This window comes from Pseudomonas sp. BLCC-B112 (genome assembly GCF_028550695.1).
Lineage (GTDB): Bacteria > Pseudomonadota > Gammaproteobacteria > Pseudomonadales > Pseudomonadaceae > Aquipseudomonas > Aquipseudomonas danubii.
Genome location: NZ_JAQQGK010000005.1, coordinates 437,080 through 453,986 on the forward strand (window position 1 = coordinate 437,080; position 16,907 = coordinate 453,986).

At 60.9% G+C, this 16,907-nt stretch carries 16 protein-coding genes; 3 read left to right on the forward strand and 13 right to left on the reverse strand.

Going from position 1 to position 16,907, the window contains the following annotated elements; genetic code table 11:
* Positions 1-53 precede the first annotated feature (53 nt).
* The 4 genes from PQT43_RS15855 to PQT43_RS15870 form a co-directional block, all read right to left on the reverse strand.
* Positions 54-920: a ParB/RepB/Spo0J family partition protein gene (locus tag PQT43_RS15855; protein ID WP_272754274.1), complete on the reverse strand. Its 867-nt coding sequence runs from the start codon at positions 918-920 to the stop codon at positions 54-56.
* Between the two features lie 788 nt (positions 921-1,708).
* Positions 1,709-1,978: a hypothetical protein gene (locus tag PQT43_RS15860; protein WP_272754275.1), complete on the reverse strand. Its 270-nt coding sequence runs from the start codon at positions 1,976-1,978 to the stop codon at positions 1,709-1,711.
* A 191-nt stretch (positions 1,979-2,169) separates the two neighbouring features.
* The gene (locus tag PQT43_RS15865) at positions 2,170-2,808 is read right to left on the reverse strand and encodes a recombinase family protein (protein ID WP_272754276.1); all 639 of its coding nucleotides are present in this window, start codon (positions 2,806-2,808) and stop codon (positions 2,170-2,172) included.
* A gap of 321 nt (positions 2,809-3,129) precedes the next feature.
* Positions 3,130-3,873: a hypothetical protein gene (locus PQT43_RS15870; protein ID WP_272754277.1), complete on the reverse strand. Its 744-nt coding sequence runs from the start codon at positions 3,871-3,873 to the stop codon at positions 3,130-3,132.
* Between the two features lie 503 nt (positions 3,874-4,376).
* Here PQT43_RS15870 and PQT43_RS15875 point away from each other — a divergent pair.
* Positions 4,377-5,531, forward strand: coding sequence for a Fic family protein (locus PQT43_RS15875; RefSeq protein ID WP_272754278.1), 1,155 nt, complete (start codon positions 4,377-4,379; stop codon positions 5,529-5,531).
* Between the two features lie 73 nt (positions 5,532-5,604).
* On the opposite strand, the gene PQT43_RS15880 is transcribed toward PQT43_RS15875, so the two are convergent.
* The 3 genes from PQT43_RS15880 to PQT43_RS15890 form a co-directional block, all read right to left on the reverse strand.
* Positions 5,605-5,883, reverse strand: a complete 279-nt coding sequence (locus PQT43_RS15880) for a hypothetical protein (RefSeq protein ID WP_272754279.1) — start codon at positions 5,881-5,883, stop codon at positions 5,605-5,607.
* A gap of 346 nt (positions 5,884-6,229) precedes the next feature.
* Positions 6,230-6,811: a hypothetical protein gene (locus tag PQT43_RS15885; protein ID WP_272754281.1), complete on the reverse strand. Its 582-nt coding sequence runs from the start codon at positions 6,809-6,811 to the stop codon at positions 6,230-6,232.
* Between the two features lie 120 nt (positions 6,812-6,931).
* The gene (locus PQT43_RS15890; RefSeq protein WP_123391653.1) at positions 6,932-7,252 is read right to left on the reverse strand and encodes an isochorismate lyase; all 321 of its coding nucleotides are present in this window, start codon (positions 7,250-7,252) and stop codon (positions 6,932-6,934) included.
* 227 nt (positions 7,253-7,479) lie between these two features.
* On the opposite strand from PQT43_RS15890, the gene PQT43_RS15895 reads away from it, so the two are divergent.
* Positions 7,480-8,469 (forward strand): alpha/beta hydrolase family protein, encoded by a 990-nt coding sequence (locus PQT43_RS15895; RefSeq protein ID WP_253084307.1) that lies wholly within the window; start codon positions 7,480-7,482, stop codon positions 8,467-8,469.
* Here the strand turns inward: PQT43_RS15895 and gltS are convergent, their stop codons facing one another.
* From gltS to PQT43_RS15910, 3 genes are read right to left on the reverse strand one after another with little or no spacing between them, the layout of a single operon-like run.
* The gene (gene gltS / locus PQT43_RS15900; RefSeq protein WP_110595515.1) at positions 8,470-9,678 is read right to left on the reverse strand and encodes a sodium/glutamate symporter; all 1,209 of its coding nucleotides are present in this window, start codon (positions 9,676-9,678) and stop codon (positions 8,470-8,472) included.
* Positions 9,679-9,730: 52 nt separating this feature from the next.
* Positions 9,731-10,669 (reverse strand): formimidoylglutamase, encoded by a 939-nt coding sequence (gene hutG, locus PQT43_RS15905; protein ID WP_253084308.1) that lies wholly within the window; start codon positions 10,667-10,669, stop codon positions 9,731-9,733.
* Positions 10,670-10,687: 18 nt separating this feature from the next.
* Complete coding sequence (locus PQT43_RS15910) at positions 10,688-11,413, reverse strand: IclR family transcriptional regulator (RefSeq protein WP_110595355.1); 726 nt, start codon at positions 11,411-11,413, stop codon at positions 10,688-10,690.
* Between the two features lie 260 nt (positions 11,414-11,673).
* Between PQT43_RS15910 and PQT43_RS15915 the strand changes: the two genes are divergently transcribed.
* Complete coding sequence (locus PQT43_RS15915) at positions 11,674-12,084, forward strand: hypothetical protein (RefSeq protein ID WP_102882141.1); 411 nt, start codon at positions 11,674-11,676, stop codon at positions 12,082-12,084.
* 81 nt (positions 12,085-12,165) lie between these two features.
* Here PQT43_RS15915 and PQT43_RS15920 read toward each other — a convergent pair whose 3' ends face one another.
* The 3 genes from PQT43_RS15920 to gabP form a co-directional block, all read right to left on the reverse strand.
* Positions 12,166-12,486, reverse strand: coding sequence for a hypothetical protein (locus PQT43_RS15920; RefSeq protein ID WP_025128407.1), 321 nt, complete (start codon positions 12,484-12,486; stop codon positions 12,166-12,168).
* Between the two features lie 369 nt (positions 12,487-12,855).
* On the reverse strand, positions 12,856-14,886 hold the full coding sequence (locus PQT43_RS15925) for a DKNYY domain-containing protein (protein WP_253084309.1): 2,031 nt from the start codon (positions 14,884-14,886) through the stop codon (positions 12,856-12,858).
* Positions 14,887-15,074: 188 nt separating this feature from the next.
* The gene (gene gabP / locus PQT43_RS15930; protein ID WP_110595351.1) at positions 15,075-16,466 is read right to left on the reverse strand and encodes a GABA permease; all 1,392 of its coding nucleotides are present in this window, start codon (positions 16,464-16,466) and stop codon (positions 15,075-15,077) included.
* Positions 16,467-16,907: the final 441 nt, after the last annotated feature.

The window sequence follows — 16,907 nt, forward strand, 5'->3', positions numbered from 1 at the left end:
GCGTGGGCGCAAGTAGGTATGAGACCCCCCTGACGATACCCACGTGATGCCCTTCAGTAATCCGAAGGGAGGTGGTGTTCTGTGTCGTTGAAGTGCGGTTGTGGCTGGACGTCAAAGCCCTGTTCGCGCTGCCAGTCCAGGAACGCGTCCATGTCCTCTACGGAGAGGGTTACTTCATCGTCTTCGGGTATCGGCTGGGCGCATACGGAGAAAGCGCGGCGCACCTTGTCCATGCCCTCGACCGGCTTAACGTTGTGCAAATGAAAGCCCACAGCATTAATGGCCCTCTTGGCGACGTCAGCCCCATAGGCTGCCTCGAAGTCCGCTAAAACTTGGGCGAGGGCTCGCGCAGCCTTTTTCTCCTGCCAATGTGGATTCTTCCGTTCGCTGCTGCCGTCCCTCCTAGCCAGTCGCCAGGTATAAGGGGCGGGGTTGTCGTTCCAGTAGGCCAGCAACGCTTCCTCTGCCGCCTTGCCTTTGAGACTAGCGTCGATAACTCCCGACGCGACTCCGTTTTGACGTACCTTCTGGCGCATTTTCTTGATGGTTTCCCGGTCGACACCCAACGTAGCCTCCGCCTGGGTTTTGTTTAGACGCCGGTAGAAGTCGGTTTCGGGATAGTTCAAGCAGCGCCACGCGTTCTCAACCTTCTGGTCTTTGGTGAGCCGTAGGCCGTGGTCATTGTTGGCCGTACCAGCGGCAACCAGTGCGTCAGCAAAACCTTTGCCGTCCAGCACAAGCCCTGGAATGACTTCCACATTGAGCCCCTGGTGCGCCCAAAAACGGTGGTAGCCGTCAACCAGGTAGAACCGCCCAGGATTGTCGTCTTCGGCTGGGACTACCAGAACAGGGGGTAGGCGCTCCCCACGCTTGAGAACCATCTTGAGGCCGTCCAGATGCTCAATGGTGGCCGGCGTCAACGGGAGCCTGTCCTGCATACATGGTGAGGCAGCATTGCGATTCTGAAGTCGTGGACTGGTGATTACCTTGTCCAGCGGGATGGATTGAAGTCGTCCCTGCATTCTTATCGGGTCCGCACGACTGGACCTAGGGCACGCCAACAAGGCGCCTCCAGGTCAGACTTGAGGAGGTCCAGCATGTCGACGTCAGTCCACGTAAGGCCGCTGACCAGGGCCAACTCCAGCGCTTCAGCAAGCCGTGTGTCACGTCCTTTGCGCCGACTGATGGCGCTGGCAAGCTGGGTCAGGCGGTCAAGGTGGTCCGCACGTAGGTGTAGATTGAGGCGCACAAGGCGCATGGGCTGTTTCATGGGATTGAAGTCCGGTGATAGCAAACGCAAATGCCCCGCCGTGGTTGCCCAGGCAGGGGGGATGGTTTGCAGGAAATGTGATTGAGCTGCCGCCAGGCACAGCTCCTGGTCTGGTTATACAAGGATTGGCGTTAATGCCCGTGGCATCGCTTGAGTGGGACGCCGGGTGCCTTTCTCCTTGACTGGCACTAATTGCCGTTCTCAACCCTCAAACCCCGCAGGGCCAAGGGTTGCGGACGCGCTCAGGGGTGATGGATGAAATGGGGGGTTAGCGCAAACTCGGACGGGATCGACGGTGCAGACTGAATGTGGCACCTGGAGTTTGGTGCCTGCCTGGCTGCTCAAAACGGACTGTCGGAGGTAGAGGGTAAGGACGCCTTCTCCTCGTGCAAGGAAGGGCCATAATTCGCCTGGACGTCCTCCCCGGTGCTCATTTTCCTACATGAAGTGGATCATGGCCTGGGTGATAGTGATGCCGTGTTCCTTGGCGTATGCCTCGATCTTGGCCATTTTCTTCCCTTTCTCGATGGCAATCCTTGCCGCCTTCGTTTCAATGGCGTTTAGCCGCTCCGTCTCTTGGGCTACTTTCCTCTGCGACTTGGGCTCCTCGACGGCGTAGATCCCACTTTTTACCAACGCCTTCTCGGGCCTGAACCTGGCCTGAGCCTTGATTGTGCGCTTGCTTCTCGACTTCTTTTTCTTCGTCATTTCGAGGGGACTCCAGGTAATTGGAGCCCACTTTTTAGCAGCGCTTACGGGTTCGAAACAGTCTGGTTAGGAAGTGTGATAACGTTGATTCTATGGCCTGTAGCCCCGTAGCTGCGGGCCTCAGCTGCGATTCGACAGGTCCGGTTCCGGACCAGTATGTGGTATCCCATGAACTCATAGCTCGTGGTCTGTCACTGAGCGGCGGCTGCCTGGAGCTTCTTGGCGCGTTGCACTGTCGCCGTACTGGTGCCGGTGGCTGATGCGGTTTCCCGGATGCCCATACCCTTAGCCAGGCACGCCAGAATGCGCTTGTGCTTGTCTTGGTCAATGGACTTACCCACGTAGCGCTTTTCGTTCTTGGCCTTCTCAATGCCCTGCCGCTGCCGCCTTAGACGGTCTTCGTAGTCCTTCCTTGCTACAGCGGCAAGCATGTCCAACAACATGGCGTTGACGGCCTCTATGACACGCCCTGTGAAGGCGTCAGCGGCATTGTTCGTATTCGTCGGAGCCATCGCCATGTGTGACGTCGGCAAGTCCAGTGACACGACCTTCACGCCCTTATCCCTGATTACCGCCAGGAGCTTCTGCCAGTCAGCCTCGGTCAGGCGTGATAGACGGTCTACCTGTTCGACCAGGAGAACGTCCCCGGGGTAGGCGTCTTCCAGGAGACGGAAAAGCTCAGGTCGCTGTAGGGAGGCTCCGCTTACGTTCTCGGTGTAGGTCGTGGCGATGGTGTGCCCGTGCTGCTTGGCGAAGTCCACCAACGACTGCTTGGCCCTAGTGGCGTCCTGTTCAGCGGTAGAGGCGCGGAGATAGGCACGGATGAACATGGAGTAAAGCCCCCTGTGGTCGTAGAAGTGTGGTCACTATAGGCGTGGTCGCAATAGTGGTCAAATAGATCTAAACGAACACAGCTGGTCACGCCTCCCACCGTGGTTGGCCAGGTATACCCTTACAACCACAAAAACGACAGACTTGAAGCTGGAGTGGTGGTTACCAGATGCTGATGTAAGCGGGCCGCAGTCGACGAAGCCTCCGCGACGATGTGACGCCCAACGGAACAAAAGACCGAGGCGGGTACGGGGGGGGGGGGAAGCGGTTCGACCTCATTACTTACTAAAGCCCCTCAGATTTTTCCCCCGTTTTAAGCCCTATCCGAAAACGCCCTGGGTCTTCATCTGATGAAGATAATTTCGAATCAAATCGTTGACCTCCGACGTCCGGCACCCTATGGCAATGTCGCGGAGCGACCCCACCGGAAGCGTATAGGGAGCTTCCTCATGAACGGCCCGGTCTACAGCAAACCTGTATTCCCGCTGATGGGAAAAATCATTCCGCTTTTTCAGTAAGGCTTGGGCCTTGTCAAATGAGCCGTGGAAAGTCGAAGGATCGTAGTAGTCCACCAGCCCTGCCACAGCACCAAAGCCATTACTCCGAATAACCTGAAGCACTCTTTGCTGGAAGGCAACGGTGTCGACCACCACGGCGGCATAGTCGCCCAAATCATCCACCTCGGACTTCATCATCTGCGCCTCAACGAAGCGTTCGAAGTCGTCCTCCGACTCAAAAGTGCACCCCCGCTCGTGCACCGCATACAGGCAGAGCACGTTCAGGGTGTTGTGTGCGTCGTATTGGATAACCGAAGGCCCCGCCAAGTCCTCTGCCGGGATTGTATATTCCCCGCCCGGCAGGTAATCACTCGTGATAGTCATGGTGAACTGCCCCGGCTGCAATAGCGAGACAGTTGCCTCATGCCGGTCCGCGATGTTGGCCACCGCTCCTTCCTCATACTTCCGGAAGAATCCCAACGGATTCATGTGCAAAAAGCCGTCTAGAAAAGCATCACGATGCGATTCCTTTCCACATACCTTTACGTTGAAGAACACCCTACTCATACCCGCCCTCACTTCACGCCAAACTAAGTCGGATCGAGTAATAGCACACTGCCCGCCGACCTAGCCAGAGGTACACAGGGCGAGTACACTTCGTTCCCGCGGGGGGCTTCTAAGCCCCGCAATTCAAGGGGTTACAGTTTTTGACTCAGTGTCGGCGGTTCGATTCCGTCTCTGGGCACCACCTTCAGCTTTCAGGTGGTGTTTACATCACGTGAAAGCAACCAAGAAACCCGCCTAGTGCGGGTTTTTTGTTGCCTGGAATTTGACCCTTCCCGCTCCCCGCGCGATCCCCCCCCCGCTTTCTTTTCTGCACAACCAAGCCACTGCGCGACCATCACGCCGCCAATACAGCGCATCTCGCCTCAGCTTTTCTCAAACATCCACTTAAATGAAGAACCATCTTGAGATAATCATCTTTTGATATTCGACCAAAACCCCTATAGAACAGGGCTTACAGCAAAAAAATCATAGATAATTTTTTCGGCTTTCGAGATGTTTGCACAATGCCTGCATTCTTCCATCACGATCTTGAGCTGCTAAACCCGTCCTTCGACTCCAATCTGGTGGACGTGCTCAGCGAGCTTGAGCACCTTCGGCGCTTGCGATTGGAAGGCGATACGCCTCCTGCGGTCTTCTATCAGCTGAAAACGATCTTCCACATCCTGGAAAGCCTGGGTTCGGCGCGCATCGAAGGCAACCACACAACACTTGCCGACTACATCGAGAGCAAGGTTGAAGGCACAGCCGAGGACACCGATCAGCTACGCGAAGTGGCGAACATCGAAAAAGCCTTGGACTTCATCGAGCAAACCATTGACCCGGGAACACCGATTACCGAGCTCACCATCAGAGAGCTGCACGCGATGACCGTCCAGGACCTGGAGCGAGAGGACGATAAGACGCCTGGAGCTTATCGCCAGGGCGCAGTGCAGATCGCTCAGGCCGCCCACCTACCTCCTGATGCCCTGATGGTGCCCAGCTACATGCAAGAGCTGGTGGAGTTCGTCAATCGGGAGGACCTGCCCAAATACGACTTGATGAAAGTGGCCTTGACCCATCACCGGTTTGGCTGGATTCACCCCTTTGGCAACGGCAATGGTCGCGTGGTGCGCCTCCTGACTTACGCACAGCTGATGAAATATGGCTTCAACGTCGATACGGGTGGCCGCGTACTCAACCCTACCGCTGTTTTCTTCAACGATCGGGAACGTTACTACGCCATGCTCGCCACCGCGGACCAAGGAACCAAGGCCGGACTGGAGACCTGGTGTACCTATGCTCTAGAGGGCATTAGGGACGATCTGGAAAAGGTCAACCGCCTCACCGACTATCGCTACCTGACCCGGCACATCCTGGCTCCCGCCATTACCTTTGCTCGGGATCGACAATGGATCACTGCTGCGGAAGAAACGGTACTGACCACGGCGATCAAGTCAGGTGTTGTTAAATCGAGCGATATCGCCCAGGCGCTGCCCAAGCTGACTGCCGGGCAAAGGACCTATCAAATAAAGAAACTGGTGGACCAGGGGATGCTGTTACCCATCAGCACCAACGCCCGGCAGTACACCATCGGTTTCTCCAACAGCTACCTCATCAGAGGAATGATCAAGGCGCTTCGAGAGCAAGGGTTCATACCGGCACCGCTTGAAGCGCCATGACACGCCCTCAGGCTCTCCAAGGGCGACCAGAGTCAAACCAACCCTGGCCGCACTGGCGCACCGCCTGCGCCGATCAGAAGGCCTTATCCGCCCACTCCATCGCCTGCCCTTGGGCCACATCGAGCAAGGCCACGCCATCACCGAGCAGCAGCGAGGCGATGTCGGCGATCTGGAACAGGTCGCTGGCGTCAGCCGTTTGCGCGGTCATGCAGGACAGGCTGTTCATCAGTTTGTGAAGGGCGCGTATGCGCTGATCGGCGCAGGCCAGGAGATCGACCAGGGGCGCATGGGGATTGATCAGCAGGACGGGGTTGTCCGCTGGCGTGTGGTGAAGAGGGATATATCCGTTCATTGGTGACACTCCTTGTGTATGAGGAGCTACCACCCAACTTCCTACCGGCCAGGTGGCAGCTGCACGCGGGGGTAGGAACCGGTCACAAGATCCGGCCACGCCGAAGCGTGCCCGCGTACAGCCGCCATAACGCATAGGCAGCAAACAGCACCCAAAGCGCTGGGTGCTGGTACGCATCTTATGATCGGGTTCCTACGCCCGGCCGCTGATTTGGCAGCGACCGGCGCAGAGTAAAGAGCAGGTCCGATCAGCGCAAGCCCTCACCTGGTGACTGAAAGTAACCGGCCCGCCCGCGCTCAAACCAACCCCAAAGAGGGCGCTGCAGCACTTCAGCCGCCCAACCACTTCACTGCGAACCGGCATCCATCAACACCTTGAGCGCCGCATCGGCCTCGACGCGTTGTGCCTGGGTGGGCTTGACGGCAAATTGGCTGCGCTGCTTGTTGAGGGTCAGGTAGGCGTTGTCGCCATCGCCCCAAATGTAGGAGTAGATCAGCAGGAAACTGTCGGAGCCGGGCTGGCAGTAAGGGGCGACGCTGCGCAGCGGCGCCAGCAGTTGGATCATCTCGCCATAGTTGTCGGTGAACTCCAGCAGGGCGAACTGCCAGCGACCGGTCTGCGGATCGTATTGGGAGGAGCCGCCAGTGCCCGTCCACATTTGCACCACTTCCTGCAGGCTGCGCGCACCGGAATCCTGCAACCACTCGGCATCGACCCGGGCCGAGCCGTACATGTCCTTGCTGTCGAACCACTTCTGCCAATCGCTGTAGGAAATCGCCGGGCGTGGCGGCGCAGCCATGGCTTGGGCGTATTGCTCGGGCGTCATGCTGCAACGCAGATACACCGAGGAAGGCTCGCTCGCCTGTGCCTGTACGGTCGCAGCCAAAAGCGCTGCCAGCGCCAGCCCTGTCCATGAGCGAAGTTGCATGGTTGTCGTTCCTGATCGTTCGAGAAAAGGCCGCCAGTCTACCGGCGGCGACGCCGATCAACGCAGAGGGCCTGCCCTCTGCCGCAGAGTCCGATCAACGCCGAACGTCGGCAAGCAACTTCAGGCAAGCGCCTGCGCAGCCTGCCAATGCTTCATCTCCTCGGCGATAAAATGCTGCACCAGATCGCTGTACAGCTTCTCGATGGCATCCGCGCTCAGGCCTTCGGCCTCGGCCCATTCGCGGCGGGTGGCGAGCATCGCCTTGAAGCGCTCCTCGGCCCGCACCGTGGCCGCCGAGGTCTTGAACTTCGACGCGGCCAGCACGTACTTGAAACGCGCACCCAGCAGCGCGATTACCGCCCGATCCAGGGTGTCGATTTCCCGGCGGATATCTTCCATGCCCTGGCATTGTTCCGGGGCCATTTGCTGCTTCACTTCCATGCTCAACGCTCCATCGGGGTCAGGGGCCCGGCCGTGGCCGGGGCTCGGATTATTCCCCCGGGCCGGCGCGGGAGTAAAGTCGCCGGCAACCAGGCATCCCCCAACGAGCGGACGCGCTGGCAGTTGCCGCACCCCGGATGGGCCGGGTATTAATGAACGCACAACAACTTCGTCGCTGAGCGAGATGGCTTGCCCACCCCACACCAGCCGCCCAGGAACAACCGCCCATGTCCCTGCTGTCGCCCCCCGAACTGCCTGCCACCCGCCCCGCCGCTGCCGGTCCAGATTCAGGTGCAGATCCAGGCCCCAGCGCAACCTTCAGCGAACCGGCGGCGGATGGCGTTCTCCTTGGCGGCTTCACTTGGCGCCACCCATTAGCCGATCCGGCACGGCCGGTGGTGATCATCAACGCCGCGACCTCGGTGCGCTGCCGCTACTACTTTCGTTTCGCCGACTACCTGTTCGCCAACGGCTTCGACGTGATGACCTATGACTATCGCGGCATCGGCGAGTCGCGTCGGGGCTCGCTCAAGGGGTTCAAGGCATCCTGGTCGGATTGGGGCGCACTGGATTTCGAAGCCATGCTGCAACGGGCCCAGCGCGAGTTTCCCGGACAGCCGATTGATGTGGTGGGCCACAGCTTCGGCGGCTGCGCCGTGGGCCTGGCCGCCTCCGCCGGGGTGATCCGTCGCGTGGCCACCATGGGCGCGCAATTCGCCTACTGGCGTGACTACGAGCCCCGGCTGCGCTGGCGCATGCTGGGCAAATGGCATGTGTTGATGCCCCTGCTGACGGGCCTCTACGGCTACTTCCCCGGCAAGCGCCTGGGCTGGATGGAGGACACACCTTCTGGGGTGGTCCGCGACTGGGCCACCCCGCACCCACGCTACGAAGGCCGCCCCAGCGGCCGCAGGCTGGCCGCAAAGCGTAGTGGGCAGCCCTTCGCCCAGGTCAGCGCCCCGATCCTAGCCATCAGTGTCAGCGACGACCCCTTTGGCACCGTGACGGCCATCGAGCGGCTACTGGGCTACTTCAGCAACAGCCCACGTACACATCTGCGCCTTCACCCCGAGGACATCGGCGAGGCCGAGATCGGCCATTTCTCCTTCTTCCACAGCCGCTTCGAAAGCCGGCTCTGGCCGCTGCTGCTGCACTGGCTGCAGCACGCCAGCCTGGCCCCGAACAGCCCCGGGCAACAGCTGATGCTGGAGCGCTGATCAGGCAAAGGCGTTGATGAACCAGGTGATCAGCGGGATCGCCACGATGTCGATCAACACCGCACCGCACAACGGCACGATGATGAAGGCCTTGAAGGAAAAGACCTTGTAGTGATCACAGATCGCGCCCATGTTGGCCACCGCATTGGGCGTAGCGCCCAGGCCGTGCCCCATGAAGCCGGCACACAGCACCGCGGCGTCGTAGTTGCCGCCGAACAGGCGAAACAGCAGGAACACACACAGCAGCACCATCACCAGCACCTGCACCACCAGGATCACCAGCAGCGGCAGGCCGAGCTGTTCCAGCTCCCAGAACTTCAGGCTCATCATGGCCATGGTCAGGAACACCCCCAGGCATACGTCGCCCAGGGTGTTCACTGCGCTGTCGGGGATGTCGATGATTCGCGCCCGGTCATTGAGGTTGCGCAGGATGATCGCCACGAACATCGCCCCCACGTAGCTCGGCAGCACAATGCCCAGGTGTTCGTTCAATGCGCTGCCGATCCAGAAGCCCAGCACCATGATCAGCAGGACGCAGGTCAGCAGGCGCAGCAAGGTCGGCGCATCCAGAGGCGCCACCGAGCCCTGGGCGGCGCTTTCCAGGTGCTGCAAAGTGCTGACCTGATCGGCCTGGATCTGCAGGCGGTTGCGCTCGATCAGCCAGCGCGCCAGCGGGCTGCCCAGCAGGCCACCGGCAACCATGCCGAAGGTGGCCGAAGCCAGGGCCGCCGTGGTGGCGCCCACCGCCCCGAGGTTTTCCGCGATGGGACCAAAGGCCGCCGCCGCGCCAAAGCCGCCCTCCAGGGACACCGCACCGGCCATGATGCCCAGCAGCGGATCGATGCCCAGCGCCTTGGCCGCACCGACACCCACCAGGTTCTGCAGCAGCGCCAGGGACCAGCAAGCCCCCAGGTAGACGAACAGGATCTTGCCGCCACGACGCAGCAGGCCGAGGCTGCCCCCCAGGCCCACGGTGGTGAAGAACGCCACCATCAGGGGCGTCTGGATCGCGGTGTCGAGCTTGATCGCCAGCAGTTGCTGGTCGCGCAGCAGCCAGACAATCAGGGCAAAGCCGAAACCGCCGATCACCGGCGCCGGGACACAGAGCTGGGTCAGCCAGCGGCTGCGTTTCTTCAGCTGGGCTCCCACCCCCAGCAGGATCAGGGCCAGCGCCAGGGTGGTCAGCGCGTCCAATTCAAAAGTCGGCATGGCAAACATCTCTTCTTGTCATTGTGGTGTTGCGCGGCGAGGGGCGTGCCCCTCAGTGAATCAGGCTGGCCAATAGGCGCGCGGCCACGCGGGCGGTGCGCTGGTCCTGGTCGAGCCCGGGATTGAGTTCGGCAATGTCGGCTACGCGCAATTTGCCGCTGGCCCGAGCGCGGCGTACCAAGTGCTCGACCACTTGCACGTCCACTCCGTGGGCCGAGGGTGCACTGACGCCGGGAGCCTGGCTGGCTGGCAGCACATCCAGGCAAATGGTCATGTACAGCACGTCGATACCGTCGAGAAAAGCGTCGAGGCAGGCCTCGATTGCCGGCAGGTTCCAGCCCTGCATCTGCCGGTCCAGCAGGTAGCGCACATTGAGCTCCCGGGCCTGCTCGAACAGCGCCTGGGTATTGCTCAACTCGCTGACCCCCAGGCAGCAATACTCGAAGGGCATGCCGGCCTGTCGGCAATACTCGGCGATCTGCCGGAACGGCGTGCCGGAACTGCTTTGCGGTGCATGACGCAGGTCGAAGTGAGCATCGAAATTGAGGATGCCGATCCGCGGACAAGGCTGTTGGCGGCGCAGGTAATCGGCCAGGCCACTGAAGCTGGCAAAGGCGATTTCATGACCACCACCCAGGCCCAGGGCCAAGTGCCCCTGTTCGAGCAACTGGCCGAGGCGATTGGCGTAGAGCTGCTGGGCGCTTTCCAGATGGTGGCCGTTACAGGCCACGTCCCCCGCGTCATACAGCGGGCCTTGGCCGTGCCAGGCCAGGTTGGCCAGGGCCGCGCGCAAGGCCGCCGGGCCCTGGCTGGCACCGGTACGCCCCTGGTTGCGCTTGACCCCTTCGTCACAGGCCAGCCCGAGCAAGGCAACACCCGCCGGCTGCTGTTCACACCAGGGTTGTACCCACTGGTGCCAGCGCCGGGCGGCCAGGCCTTCGGCCAGGTCGATACGACCCTGCCAGAGGTGCATGGGGGCGGTAGTGATCATGGTCTTGCTCCAGTCAATTCAATCCAGTCGGGCACTCAGACGCTGAGCGGCTTCGCGGGTCCAGCGAATCAGCCGCTCACTGCGCTGTTCGGCACGGAACGCCGGGGCCATGAGGCTGATGGCGCCTTGCAGGCGGTCACGGCTATCGAGCAAGGGCGCGCTGACACCCCAGATGCCGTGGTCGATCTCGCTCAGGCTCACGGCATGCCCGGCTGCGCGAATCGTCGCGTAGCTTTCCAGGTACGTGGCCACATCCGCTTCCTCGACGCCCCGCTGGCGCAGGATCGACAAGCACAGCTCAGGCTCCATGTAGGCCAGCAACACCTTGGCCGAGGCGCCCAGCAGCAGCGGCTGCGCCAGGCCCTTCTGGTAGCAGCAGCGCAGGGGCTGCGGGCTGTCCACCAGTTCAATACAGATCGCCTGCCCGTTGCTGGGCACCATCAGCGCGACGCTTTCCTGGCTGAGCTCGGCCAGGCGGTTGAGCTCCGGTTTGGCCAGGGTCACCAGCAGGCCTTCGCGGTCGAACTTCTTCGCCAGTTGCAGGCAAGCAGGCCCGGGCAGGTAGCGGCCCTGGCCATTGTCCTGGGCCAGCCCCCAGCGCAACAGGGTCTTGAGATGGCGATAGGTACTGCTCAAGGGCTGCTGCAAGTTCAGCGACAGCTCCTTGGCGGACATGGCCTCCGGGGATTGCCCCAGGGCCACGAGTATTTGCAGCAGACGGTCAGTGGGCGTGTGGTAGTGCATAGCGGCCTCTTGCAGCCATGGTGCATGGAGTTTCCCGGCAAATGAAATCAGATTCCCAAGCAGTGGGAAAAGACTGCAAAAAACCTTCGGCAAAGGCGCACCGCTGCAATAGCCCGCGACTCATACAGGATCGACGGTGCCCGCCAAGAGACCATGGCGGGTGCCAGCGCGGTGATTTGCTGGCATCCTCTCCCGCCTGACTGGCCGCTCGCCTGATATCCGCGAGCGCCGCCCCCTTTGTGCAACAAGGTAAGACGCCCATGGCATCGATCGACAAACAACACAAACGTGCCGCCCGGGCAAAGGCCAAGGCCAAGCAAAACCGCGCCAAGCGCACAGCCCCCACCTCGGAGCTGGAACTGGACCCCAACGACAGCCGCATCGACTTCGAATCGGTAGACCTGACCGAGCTGTTCGTGAAAATGCGTGACGCTGAGAAAACCAGCCAGCAAGCGCTGTGCACGGTGTTCCTCTCGGACCCGCTGCTGGAGCTGGTCTACGAGCAGGAGGGCGAACAGGGCGCCACGGATTTCATCCTGGCAGCACTGATCGAATACCGTAACTGGTCCACCGAGGCCGACGAGGCCACGGCCCTGGCCTGGATCGAGTCCGAGGCCTTCCAGGCCGACTACCTGGCCGCATCCCAGGCACTGTTCAGCGCCGAAGGCTGAGTTTCTTCCGGGCATGAAAAAGGGCGCATTCAGCAATGAATGCGCCCTTTTCCGTTTCAGCTAAACCGCCTGGCGTGATGCTCAGGCCGCTTCCAGCCGAGGGATTTCCATGCCGATGCGCGAGCTGGCGAAGTTCAGGTCGCCGCTGGCAATGGACTGGGCCTTGAAGCCCGAGCCGATCAGGTCGCGTACATACAGCTTGTTGTAGATGAACATGAACACCAGGTTGCTCAGGCCGAAAGTGAACATGGCCAGCAGGAACATGATGGCGGCCCATTTCCAGTCGGCGCGGAACAGTGCCGGGATGAAGCCGAAGAAGAACACGGTCCAGGAGAAACCAACTGGCGCTTCCTTGATGGCTCCGGTGTTCGGGTTTTTGAAGATGATTTTAGTGAACGCCATGCGCGTCTCCTTGCCGCCCTTTCTTTAAGAGAGCAATGGCCGGGCGATCACCATTGAACCCTGAATGCTCGTTCTTCGAGCCGGGACCGTCAGCCATGCCAGGGGCAAGTGCGGACAATCAGGAGCATGGGCCGACGCAAATGGATCAAGGGAGAGAGACGAAAGGCGGATTCAGAGCCCCGACAAGCATTCAATCCCTTGCAATACAGCGCTATTCCCTAGCTCCTCTCACGCTGGCACGCAAGAGCTCTTATCGAAGAGCGCGCAGGCTACTATTTCGCCAGCGGGCTGTCCATGAAACGCCATGTAACAAGTCACAGATCCGATAAAAAAATCCGCCGTCAATGCTGACAGCAGCCTTTTTACCGTTCAAACAGCCAAATGTTCAGGGTCCCCGGCCAGGTCCTTCGTCGTTGCCTGGCAATACTGCTCGGCACTGATTTCGCTGAGCGTCGCGTAGCCGTCGTAATGGTAAAAACGCTGTTTGTCCCGTGCATAGCGGTCCGCGAGAAACTCCAGGCTGGCCAGGTCGATGCGCTTGGCACTCACCGGGCGCCGGCCACAGAACAGCTTGCGCGTGCCCAGCTGCAAGAAATCCGGATGGGGAACCCTCACTTCTTCCGGGCTGAACTCCACCTCCAGCGCCTTGCCGGCAGAAAACATCTGCGTCGCGCTGAAGGCGTAGCTGCCCATGAAGCGCGTGTGGGCCGGGTCGAGGTTCCTTTTTCTTTCGCTGTAGTAGTACACCGCGCCCTTATCCCTGGCCCAGCCATGCCCACAAGACTCGAAGCTGGCCAGATCCGCCTTACCCAGCGGCTCAGGCGCCTGATAAAAGACCCTGTGGCAAAAAACCGTCTGGCCATCGGTCAGGTAGGGCCCACCCAGGGCGCGGTACTGGTCGACGGAGGCTGAAGAAAATCGCTCCGGCACCTGGGTCTCGGCACGATGAAAGGGGATCAGGTACAAGCCGTTGGCATCACCGCACAGGTGCGTGTCCAGCAGCTTGAAACTGCCGGCATCCAGACCATTGATAGCGCGACCATGAAAGTGCACCTGGTGCCCCAGCTCAAACCCCAAGCCGATGGAGCGCAGGACGGGCATTGTCGCCGCTGGCTCACAGGGCTTTTGCAAACGGTGCCACCAGTAGCCCTGCAACTGCGGGTGAGCCTCGAAGAACGCGGCCCACTCCTGCAGCATCCCGTCATCAATCACCCCAGCCGAACCGAGAGGGCCGTGCTTGTCGCCCACCAGTACCGGTGAATGGTTGTACTCACCGCGCTCCAGCCGGGCCACCACAAAACTCTGCACATCCACGTCCAGCGGCTTGTTGAACAGATAGGCGCGCTGCTCGTCGGCGTAGTAATGAAACCCCAGGTGGCGAAAACTCGGAGCATGGGCCCCGCGCAAGCGGGTGCCATTGCAGTAGACAAACTGGTCGTCCACGGCCACGTACGGGTCCGGCGTTTCACTGCGACTCAAGACTCGCCCCGCAGCATCGAACACCGACTCAACGCGGTTCAGCAAGCGAAAGTCGCCGACATAACGCAGGGTTTTCCCGGTCAGGAAGTAGGCCCGTTGGGCGTCCTTGGCGTAGCGCTCATTGAGCACACAGAACGTCGCCAGATCGGCCTTGTCGATGCGGTAGAAATACTCGTAGGCAATGCTGGAGCCCTGCTGCGCCTGGACGATCACCGAATGCCCGTCGGTGCCCCAGCGCCGGGCCAGCATGTGAAAACCGTCCGGATTGGCAATCGGCAACGGCGAACCGTCCTTCTGGTGCAGCGGCACGCCGCCCCGGCAGACCTGATCATTGATCACCTGATAAGCCGGATGGTTGGTGCCACGCACCCGGTCCTCGGCGCTGGCGATCGCCCGTGCGCCCAGGAAGACCTTGGCGCCGTCACTGAACAGCACCGCAGATGAAGGCCAGTCCTCCGGCACCGGGTGCAGCAGCGCCAGACGCTCTGGGTGTGCGTCCTCGATCAGCGCCAGCCCATAGTCGTGACAGAAGTAGGCCCGCTGGTGATCGCTCCAATGGTCATGGCCCAGGCTTCGCAACCCGCGACACACGCGCACCGGCAACGCCTGCAACGGGTGGTAGCCGTAACGTTCGAAGTAACGGGGCAAGGCATAGTAATCGGCCCGGGCATCACGCAGCAGGTGCCGATGAACACGATGGCGCCAGAGCGGTTCGCCCTCTACCAGCGGGGAAACCGGGTATTGCTCGGCCGCGGCCTGAGAAGCCTGCTCAGCCGGCGCCCGCCCCTCACGCTGCAGCATGAGGTAGACATCCCGGGCCCGCTCCTCCACCAACAGCGCCCCCTCCACGAAGGCAAACCCCTGATGCCATTCAAGGTCGAGCATTTCCCACTCGGCAAAATCCATGTCCAAGCCCTTCATCGCTGCATCCCAAGCTGACCGAGCGGTGGATTATCAGCAGGCGACCTGCGAGCGTAAAGCGCCCCGACGCCAGACCGCGAGTGAGCATCAGCCCGCCACAAGCAGACATGCCACCTTGCATCCGGACATGAAAAAGGCCGCGGTCATCTCTGAGCGCAGCCTTTTTCCACAAGCAGTGAATCAAACCGTCAGTTCAGCGCCAGAGCCCCACTGCGCTCGGCCTTGCGCCGACGGGCCACCAACAGGCCCGCTGCGATGACGATGACACTGAGCAGGCCAGTGGCGAGGATCTCCACCCGATGCTCTTGCTGGAACAGCATGATGCCCAGGATCGCGACGATGAACACGATCACCGCGTAGGTCAGGCCGGGGAACAGCCACATGCGAAAGGCGATCTTCTCGCCGGCGGCCATGCGTTTCTGGCGCATGCGCAGTTGCGATACGGCAATCACCAGGTACACCAGCAAGGCGATGGCGCCGGAACTGGCCAGGAGGAACTCGAACACCGCAGCCGGCGCTACATAGTTGGCGAACACCGCAAGGAAAGCCGCAGCGGTGGACAGGATCACCGCCCAATATGGCGTGCCACTGGCATTGGTGCGCTTGGCGACCGCTGGAGCATCGCCCCGCTTGCCCAGGGAGAAGAGCATGCGCGAGGCGGTGTAGAGCGCCGAGTTCAGGCAACTGGTGACCGCCACCAGCACCACCAGATCGACGATCAGCTTGGCGTTGGGAATGCCCATGCGATCGAGCACGGTCTGGTAGGAGCCGACCTGGGCCAGGCTTGGGTCGTTCCACGGCACCAGGGCCACGACGATGAAGATCGACACCAGGTAGAACAGACCAATCCGCCAGATCACCGAATTGGTGGCCTTGGAAATCTGTTTGCCCGGGTTGTGGGATTCCGCCGCAGCGATGGTGACGATCTCGGTACCCATGAAGGAGAACATGGTGGTCAGCATGGCGGCCAACACCGCGCCCATGCCGTTGGGCATGAAGCCCTGGGTGTCCACCAGGTGCGAGACGCCGCTGACCTGGCTGTTGGGCAGCAAGCCACAGATGGCGGCGAGGCCGAGGATCACGAAACCGATGATGGCCACCACCTTGATCAGGGCGAACCAGAACTCGAATTCACCGTAGTTCTTCACGCTGAACAGGTTGGTGGCGGTCAGCAGCAGGGTGATCACCAGGGTAAAGACCCAGATCGCCACGTTGGGGAACCAGGCATGCAGGATGGTTGCAGCGGCGTTGGCTTCCAGCGGGATCACCAGCACCCAGAACCACCAGTACAGCCAACCGATGGTGAAACCGGCCCAGTGGCCAATGGCGCGATCGGCGTAGGTCGAGAACGACCCGGTGTCCGGCGAGGCGACGGCCATTTCCGCCAGCATGCGCATCACCAGCACCACCAGGGTGCCGGCGGCGGCGTAAGCCAGCAGCACGGCCGGACCGGCCTCGGCGATGGCGTGGCCGGAGCCGACGAAGAGACCCGCGCCGATAACGCCGGCGATCGACAGCATGGTCACATGCCGTGGTTTGAGCCCCTGTTCGAGGTCATTGGAGAGTTGCGTACCGCTCATGAAAAGCACCTTTGCAACGAAAAAAGAGTCACTCCACCCGGTCTGCATTCGTTCTCGTAAAAAGAATTCAACAGGGCGTTCTTTATTTCGTACGCAAGAATTGCGCCAAAATGTTACAGAGTCCCGGGCAACAGGGGTTGGCGAGCCGACCGATGGAAATCCCAAGTCATTGAGAACAATGGTATTTCGCCACTTCGTTACCGGGCGACTCACTTTGTAGGACGAAACAGCGCACCAGAAACACACCCCCAAAGTGCGTGATGCACAATTAGCAAGCAGATCCATGACCTTTGGCCCGTTAACCCTTCCAACACCCGGCCAAAGCTGGCACCATCGCGCCTTTTTTTACGCGACACCTACCGGATTTCAGGCGAATTCAGGGTTCAAACGGGCGTTCGGTTGTTGATGGGGCGACAGTCTTCTGTGCTGATGCGACAACCT